Consider the following 7,502-nt stretch of genomic DNA (forward strand, 5'->3'; position numbering starts at 1 on the left):
GGCTTGCGACCTGCCCCGGAGTGTTCCCGGGTCTTTCCGGCGGTTCTTGCTCCAGGCCACGGCGCGCCGGACGGATTCGCGTGGTCGGGCGCTTCCGAGCATCGGCGATCCGCGCCCGGTAACGACTGCCTGGTAACGACGTGCTATCCGAACTCCCTGACCTGGGCTGGTCGGCACGCAGGCCGACCGGTTCGGCCCTGTATTCGCTCCAGCGGGAAGAGGATCCTCATGCATGTCGGCCTGATCGGCGGCATCGGCGTCGCGGCGACGATCGTCTACTACCAGCGGCTCGCCGCGGCGGTGACGGAACGCGGCGGGGCCAGGCTCGACCTGACCATCGTCCACGGCGACATTCAGGAGCTGATCCGCAACAACCTCGCCGACCGGCGGGAGGAGCAGGCGCATGCCTTCCTCCCGCTGCTCCACAGGCTGAAGGATGCGGGCTGCGCCTGCGCAGCCTTGACGTCGATCGGCGCGCATTTCTGCCTGGCCGAGCTCTCGGCCCTGTCGCCCCTGCCCATCGTGTCGGGGGTGGCGCCGCTCGATGCCTATTTCGCCGGGCGGGGGATCCGGCGCATCGGGCTGCTCGGCACGCGCGTGGTGATGCGGACTCGCCTCTACGGCCAGCTCGCCCGGACGGAGGCCCTCGCGCTCGACGACGACATCGAGACGCTGGGCCAGACCTATCAGGAAGTCGCGGTCGCCGGTCGGTGCCTGCCGGCGCAGCGGGATGCCTTCCTCGAGGCCGGGCGGCGCATGATGGCGGCCGGGGCCGAGGCGATCGTGCTGGCTGGGACCGATCTCAACCTCGCCTTTGACGGGCAGGATCCCGGCTATCCCGTGATCGATGCACTCGACGTGCACGTGGAGCTGCTCGCCGAGATCGCCACGGACCGGGTCGCGCTGGACGCCCTGGCGGGCGCCTGATCCGGCCTGCGCGTGGCGAGGCGCGCCGGACGGTGCCGCCGTGATCGCCGCAGGCATCAGTCCCCGCGGATCCGCCGGCCGCGCCTGCGGCAGGCGCGTCGGTCGGAGGCGCCGTTACTCCACGAAGATGCGGGGTGCCGCCGCGCCGGCGCCCTGCAGCTTGTCCCATAGCCGCGCCGCGATGCGGCGATAGGCCTTGGCCTCCTCCGTCTCCGGCCGCGCCGCGACGATCGGCGTGCCGGCATCGGCGAGCTGGCGGATCTCGAGCTTGAGCGGCAGCTCGCCGAGGAACTCGACGCCGGTCTTCTCCGCCTCCGCCCGCGCCCCGCCATGGCCGAAGACATCGGCGCGGTGGTTGCAGTTCGGGCAGCAGAAATAGCTCATGTTCTCGATCAGGCCGAGGACGGGCACGTTCACCCGCTCGAACATCTTCACCCCGCGCCGCGCATCCAGCAGCGCCACGTCCTGCGGCGTCGAGACGATGACGGCGCCGGCCAGCGGCACGCGCTGCGACATGGTGAGCTGCGCATCGCCCGTGCCCGGCGGCATGTCCACCACCATGACGTCGAGCTTCCCCCAGGCGACCTGGCCCATGAGCTGTTCCAGCGCGCCCATCACCATCGGGCCGCGCCAGATCATCGGCGTCTCCTCATCGACCAGGAAGCCGATGGACATCGCCTTCAGGCCCCAGCGCTGCAGCGGGATGATCCGGTCTCCCTCGGTGCGCGGCTTCTCCCGCGCGCCGAGCATCTGCGGCAGGGAGGGGCCATGGATGTCGGCATCCAGCAGCCCGACCGCGAGGCCCTGCGCCGCCAGCGCGACCGCGAGGTTCACCGCCGTGGTGGACTTGCCGACGCCGCCCTTGCCGGAGGCGACGGCGACGATCTTGCCCACCTCCGGTAGCAGCATCGGGCCCTGGCCCGTGGGAGAACGCTGGCCCTGGCCGGGCGGCGCCTTCGGCGGATGCGCGTGCCCATGCCCGGCCGGCGGCGGCCCGGCGCGGCCAGTGCCGCCCGGCTTCGGCCCTGGCGGCTCGCGGTGCGCGGTCAGCACCGCGGTCACGCTGAGCACGCCGGGAACCCCGGCGGCGGCCTTCTCGGCCGCCTGGCGCAGCGGCTCCATCTCCCGCGCCCGCTCGCGCGGCACCGCGACGGCGAATTGCACCAGGCCGTCGCGCGCCGCGAGGCCCTGCACCAGGCCGGCTTCCACCACGTCGCGCCCGCTCAGCGGATCGCGCACGGACCGGAGCGCCTGCCGCACCGCCTCGACCAGAGACTCGCCCATCGCTTGAAAAGCCCCCTCAACCCCTCAATATCGCCGACGCCCGGGATGTCGTCGCCGGTCGCGGCACCCTTTCCGCGGCCCGGCCGGCGCTGTCATATGGCCGGGCACCGCCGCGGCATCCAGCCCCCCGGGACAAGGGGGCGGCAGCGGCGGCCGAACGAACAACGTGGAGGCCGGCTCGATCCATGGCGCTGAACAACGGCGGACCCAGCCCCTGGGGCAATCCCAGGCCGGGCGGGCCCTGGGGGTCGCCTCCGCCGACCCCGCCCGGTGGCGGCGGCCGCGGTCCGGGTCCTGACCTCGACGACCTCATCCGCCAGGCGCAGGACGCCGTCCGCAAGATCATCCCGACCGGCGGCGGCGGGCGGGGCCTGGCCATCCTCGGCCTCATCGTCGTCGCCCTCTGGGCGGCCAGCGGCTTCTACCGCGTCCAGCCGGACGAGGAGGGCGTGGTGCTGCGCTTCGGCGCCTTCGACCGCACCTCGGCGCCGGGCCTGAACTACCACATCCCCTGGCCGGTCGAAGCGGTGGAGACGCCGCGCGTCACGACCGAGAACCTGGTCTTCATCGGCTTCCGCTCGGGCGAGGCGGCGCCGGTACGCGCGCCGGTCGGCCGCGACGTGCTGGAAGAGTCGCTCATGCTGACGGGCGACGAGAACATCATCGACATCGATTTCGTGGTGCGCTGGCGCATCCGCGACGCCGGCGACTTCCTCTTCAACACCCGCAACCCCGAGGTCACGATCAAGTCGGCGGCCGAGAGTATGATGCGCGAGGTGATCGGCCGCACGCCGATCCAGCCCGCGCTGACCGAGGCGCGCGGCCAGATCGAGGACCAAGTCCGCGCCGGCACCCAGGCGATCATGGACCAGTACAAGGCGGGCATCGCCATCACCCAGGTGCAGTTGCAGAAGGTCGATCCGCCCGGCGCGGTCATCGAGGCCTTCCGCGACGTGCAGCGCGCGGCGGCGGATCGCGAGAGGCAGCGCAACGAGGCCGAGGCCTACCGCAACGACATCATCCCCCGCGCCCGCGGCGAGGCCGAGCGGATGATCCAGGAAGCCCAGGGCTACCGCGACAGCCAGGAGGCCCGCGCCCGCGGCGAGGCGCAGCGCTTCACCAGCGTGCTCGCCTCCTACAGCAGCGCGCCCGACATCACGCGGCGGCGAATCTACCTGGAGACGATGGAGGACATCCTGCGGCGCAACCCGAAGGTCGTGGTGGATGACCGGCTGCAGGGCCTCGTGCCGCTGCTGAACCTGAACGAGCGGCCGGCTGCGCGCCCCGCCCCGCCGGCCGCTGCCCTCGCCGCCCCGACGCTCGCCTCGCCCCGCCCGCAGGGGCCCGCCCGATGAACCGCCTGATCATCGGGGCCGTCGCCCTCGCCGTGCTGCTGGTCGTCGCCGCCAGCTCGCTCTTTGCCGTGCACCAGACGCAACAGGTGCTGATCACCCAGTTCGGCCAGCCGATCCGGGTGGTGCAGACGCCCGGGCTGAACTGGAAGCTGCCCTTCATCCAGACGGTGATCGGCTTCGACCGCCGCCTGCTGGACTACGACGCGCCGGGGCAGGAGGTAATCCTCGGCGACCAGCGCCGGCTGGTCGTCGACACCTTCACCCGCTACCGCATCACCGACCCGCTGCGCTTCTACCAGACGGTCGGCGCGACCGAGGGTGGCATCCGCCTGCGGCTCGGCCCCATCGTCTCGTCGACCCTGCGGAACACGCTCGGCAGCGAGCCGCTGCTTGCCGTGCTCTCGGCCGACCGCGCCCGGATCATGGGGGAGATCCGCGCCAAGGTGAATGCCGAGGCGCGCAGCTTCGGCATCGACGTCTCGGATGTCCGCATCCGCCGCGCCGACCTGCCGGAGGAGAATACCCAGGCGATCCTCTCGCGCATGCAGTCCGAGCGCGAGCGCGTCGCCCGCGAGCAGCGCGCCGAGGGCGCCGAGCAGGCGCAGCGCATCCGCGCCGCGGCCGAGCGCGACCGCACCGTGCTGATCGCCGAGGCGCAGTCGAAGGCCGAGACCCTGCGCGGCGAGGGCGAGCAGGTGGCCATCCGCATCTTCGCCGAGGCCTTCTCCAAGGATCCCGAGTTCTTCCAGTTCTGGCGCACCATGCAGGCCTGGCGGGAAGCCTTCTCGGACGGCGAGAGCCGCATGCTGCTGAGCCCGGACAGCGACTTCTTCAAGTACTTCCGCAGCCTCTCGCCGGCCGAGGCGGTGCCAAAGTCGCCGGCCGAGGCGGCGCCGAAATGACCCGCTGCGGTGGGCTCCGGCCCTCCGCCGGTGCCGGCATGGTGGCCGGCACCACCCAAATCCCCTAGCGTTGAAGGGGGCGTCGCCCTCACAGGCCCCCTTCGCAGTCGAGGTACCCCCGATGCGCCTTTCTCCCATCGCTATGGCTGGCCCGCTGGCCGCTCTCCTCGCCGCCCTGCCCATGGTGGCCGGTGCCCAGCAGGCCCTGCCGGCCCCCGCCCCGGAAGGCGCCCCGGTGCTGAACGCCCCGCAGGCCGTGCCCATGCGGGATGCCCCCTCCTCCTTCGCGCCGCTGGCGCGCCAACTCCTGCCGGCGGTGGTGAATATCTCCACCACCCAGACCCTGCAGGCGCGCGCCAATCGCCCGGATGCGCCGGACCTGCCGCAGGCCCCGCCCGGCAGCCCCTTCGAGGAATTCTTCCGCGACTTCTTCAACCGCAACCGCCCGGGCGCGCCCAATGGCGGGCCGGGCGGGCCGGGCGGTCAGGACCAGCCGCAGCGACCGCGCCGGGCGCAGTCGCTCGGCTCCGGCTTCGTTGTCGATGCCAGCGGCATCGTGGTGACCAACAACCACGTGATCGACGGCGCGGACGAGATCAACGTCATCCTGCAGGATAATACCTCGATCCGGGCGGAGCTGCTGGGCACCGACCCGCGGACCGACATCGCGGTGCTGCGGATCAAGACCGACAAGCCGCTGCATGCCGTGCAGTTCGGCGACAGCGACCAGACCTCGGTCGGCGACTGGGTGCTGGCGATCGGCAATCCCTTCGGCCTCGGCGGCACCGTCACCGCCGGCATCGTCTCGGCCCGCGGCCGCGACATCCGCCAGGGCCTCTACGACGACTTCATCCAGACCGACGCCGCCATCAACCGCGGCAATTCCGGCGGCCCGCTGTTCAACATGCAGGGCCAGGTGGTCGGCATCAACACCGCCATCTACTCGCCGACGGGCGGCTCCATCGGCATCGGCTTCTCCATCCCGTCCAACCTCGCGCGCAACATCGTCGCGCAGCTCCAGGATGGCGGGAAGGTGCGGCGGGGCTGGCTGGGCGTGAACATCCAGCAGGTGACGGACGAGATCGCCGAAAGCCTCGGCCTGCAGGGCGGCGCCCGCGGCGCGCTGGTGGCCCGGGCGCAGGATGACGGGCCGGCCGCCAAGGGCGGCATCCGGAACGGCGACGTGGTGCTGAAATTCAACGGGCAGGAGGTGCGGGAGATGCGCAACCTGCCGCGCATCGTCGCCGACACGCCGGTCGGCCGCGGCGTGCCCGTCGTGGTCTGGCGCGACGGCAAGGAGCAGACGCTGGAGGTCACGGTCGGCGAGCTGCCGCCGGAGACGCAGCAGGCCGCCGCCACCCCGGGCCCGCAGGCGGCGCGGCCGACCGAGCTCTCCGGCCTCGGCCTCCGCGTCGGGCCGATCTCGCCGGAGGTGCGCGAGCGCTTCTCGCTCAAGCCCGAGCAGAAGGGCGTGGTGGTCATGGAGGTCGCGCCCAACAGCCCGGCCGCCGAGCGGGAGCTGCGCCCCGGCGACGTCATCGTCGAGGTGCAGCAGGAGCGGGTGAATACCCCGCAGGAGGTCCAGCAGCGGCTGGAGGCGCTGCGCAAGCAGAACCGGCCGACCGCGCTGCTGCTGATCGAGACGCCGCAGGGCCAGCGCTTCGTGCCGCTCCGCCTGCGCGGCGAGCGCGGCAGCCCGGGCTGAGGCAAGGATCGCCGGAGGGGGGCCCCCTCCGGCGACGTCGCCTCACGCGGCCTGGGCGATGCGGTCCTGCCGGCAGCGCATCAGCGGTTGGATGCGCTCGCCGAAGGCCTCCATGCCGGCGATGAAGTCGTCGAAGACCAGCATCAGGCCGCTGGTCCCGGGCACCGCCGCCGCCTCGTCGAGCAGCTGCGCCACCGTGGCGTAGGAGCCGACGAGGAGCCCCATGTTGAAGTTCACCGCCGATTTCGCCATCGCCATCCAGCGCGCGGTGGAGGTGGCGTCCGCCGTCCTGTCGGCGCCCGCCTGCTCGGTCAGCCAGGCCACGGCCTCGGTATCCACGCCGTCGCGGTAGCGCTCCCATGTCGCCAGCGCCGCCTCGTCCGTCTCCGCGGCGATGACCATGTAGAGGACATAGGCGCCGCAGGCGCGGCCGGTCTCGGCCGTCGCCTGCACCAGCCGGGCGATGTTGGGCGCGGTGGCGCCGGGGTCGTTCTGGCCGGCGCCGGCGCAGAAATTGTAGTCACCGTACTGCGCGGCGAAGCGGATGCCGGCCGGGCTCTGTCCGGCGCAGACCACCGGCACGCGGCCCGCCTTCGGCCGCGGGCTGACGCGGCAGTCCTTCATCCGGAAGTAGCTGCCCTGGAAGTCGGACCGGCCAGTGGCCCAGAGCTCGCGCATCACCTGCACGTATTCCGCGCAGTAGTCGTAGCGGTTGGCGAAATGCCGTTCCCCGGGCCAGAGGCCCATCTGGTCGTATTCCGCCTGCTGCCAGCCGGAGACGATGTTGACCCCGAAGCGCCCGCCCGAGATGTCGTCGATGGTCGAGGCCATGCGCGCCACGATGGCCGGCGGCAGGGTGAGCACCGCGACCGAGGCATAGAGGCGGATGCGCGTGGTGACGGCGGCGAGGCCCGCCATCAGGGTAAAGCTTTCGAGGTTGTGGTCCCAGAACTCCGTGGGACCGCCGAAGCCGCGCAGCTTGATCATCGAGAGGGCGAAGTCGAAGCCGTAATGCTCGGCCCGCTGCACCACCTGTCGGTTGAGATCGAAGCTCGGCATGTACTGGGGCGAGGTGCTGGAGATCAGCCAGCCATTGTTCCCGATGGGGATGAAGACGCCGATATCCATCCGCTGCTCCCTCCGTTGGCCCGGACGGGGGCAGCAAGCACCGTGCCGCGCCCTTGTATGTCGGGCGGGCCGATTCAGACCTTCGGGCCATCCGGCCCTGCGGTCATCGGCGCGCCTTGTATCTCTCTGTTGCCTGCCGGCGGTGAGCCGGCGAGGCTGACAACGGATGGCAGCCCGAGGCCGCCTGGGGTGTCTGAGCTC

Annotated in this window: 6 protein-coding genes; 4 read left to right on the plus strand and 2 right to left on the minus strand. The window is 72.0% G+C overall.

Annotated elements, in window-relative coordinates; all coding sequences use genetic code 11:
- Window positions 1-228: 228 nt before the first annotated feature.
- Window positions 229-927, plus strand: coding sequence for an aspartate/glutamate racemase family protein (locus Q7A36_RS22920; protein WP_305106080.1), 699 nt, complete (start codon window positions 229-231; stop codon window positions 925-927).
- 114 nt (window positions 928-1,041) lie between these two features.
- On the opposite strand, the gene Q7A36_RS22925 is transcribed toward Q7A36_RS22920, so the two are convergent.
- On the minus strand, window positions 1,042-2,211 hold the full coding sequence (locus Q7A36_RS22925) for an Mrp/NBP35 family ATP-binding protein (protein ID WP_305106081.1): 1,170 nt from the start codon (window positions 2,209-2,211) through the stop codon (window positions 1,042-1,044).
- A gap of 185 nt (window positions 2,212-2,396) precedes the next feature.
- Here Q7A36_RS22925 and hflK point away from each other — a divergent pair, with 185 nt between their 5' ends.
- From hflK to Q7A36_RS22940, 3 genes are all read left to right on the plus strand, one after another.
- Complete coding sequence (gene hflK / locus Q7A36_RS22930) at window positions 2,397-3,566, plus strand: FtsH protease activity modulator HflK (RefSeq protein WP_305106082.1); 1,170 nt, start codon at window positions 2,397-2,399, stop codon at window positions 3,564-3,566.
- The gene (hflC, locus tag Q7A36_RS22935; protein ID WP_305106083.1) at window positions 3,563-4,468 is read left to right on the plus strand and encodes a protease modulator HflC; all 906 of its coding nucleotides are present in this window, start codon (window positions 3,563-3,565) and stop codon (window positions 4,466-4,468) included. Before hflK ends, hflC begins: the two co-directional genes overlap by 4 nt.
- 121 nt (window positions 4,469-4,589) lie before the next feature.
- Window positions 4,590-6,173 (plus strand): DegQ family serine endoprotease, encoded by a 1,584-nt coding sequence (locus Q7A36_RS22940; protein ID WP_305106084.1) that lies wholly within the window; start codon window positions 4,590-4,592, stop codon window positions 6,171-6,173.
- Between the two features lie 42 nt (window positions 6,174-6,215).
- Here the strand turns inward: Q7A36_RS22940 and rutA are convergent, their stop codons facing one another.
- The gene (gene rutA, locus Q7A36_RS22945) at window positions 6,216-7,301 is read right to left on the minus strand and encodes a pyrimidine utilization protein A (RefSeq protein WP_305106085.1); all 1,086 of its coding nucleotides are present in this window, start codon (window positions 7,299-7,301) and stop codon (window positions 6,216-6,218) included.
- Between the last annotated feature and the right edge of the window lie 201 nt (window positions 7,302-7,502).

The sequence above is a fragment of the Paracraurococcus lichenis genome (genome assembly GCF_030657435.1).
Taxonomy (GTDB): domain Bacteria; phylum Pseudomonadota; class Alphaproteobacteria; order Acetobacterales; family Acetobacteraceae; genus Paracraurococcus; species Paracraurococcus lichenis.

Excerpts from the sequence above, each read along its gene's own strand:
- Q7A36_RS22920 (WP_305106080.1), top strand. The coding sequence starts at position 229 with ATGCATGTCGGCCTGATCGGCGGCATCGGCGTCGCGGCGACGATCGTC.
- Q7A36_RS22925 (WP_305106081.1), bottom strand. The coding sequence starts at position 2,211 with ATGGGCGAGTCTCTGGTCGAGGCGGTGCGGCAGGCGCTCCGGTCCGTG.
- hflK (WP_305106082.1), top strand. The coding sequence starts at position 2,397 with ATGGCGCTGAACAACGGCGGACCCAGCCCCTGGGGCAATCCCAGGCCG.
- hflC (WP_305106083.1), top strand. The coding sequence starts at position 3,563 with ATGAACCGCCTGATCATCGGGGCCGTCGCCCTCGCCGTGCTGCTGGTC.
- Q7A36_RS22940 (WP_305106084.1), top strand. The coding sequence starts at position 4,590 with ATGCGCCTTTCTCCCATCGCTATGGCTGGCCCGCTGGCCGCTCTCCTC.
- rutA (WP_305106085.1), bottom strand. The coding sequence starts at position 7,301 with ATGGATATCGGCGTCTTCATCCCCATCGGGAACAATGGCTGGCTGATC.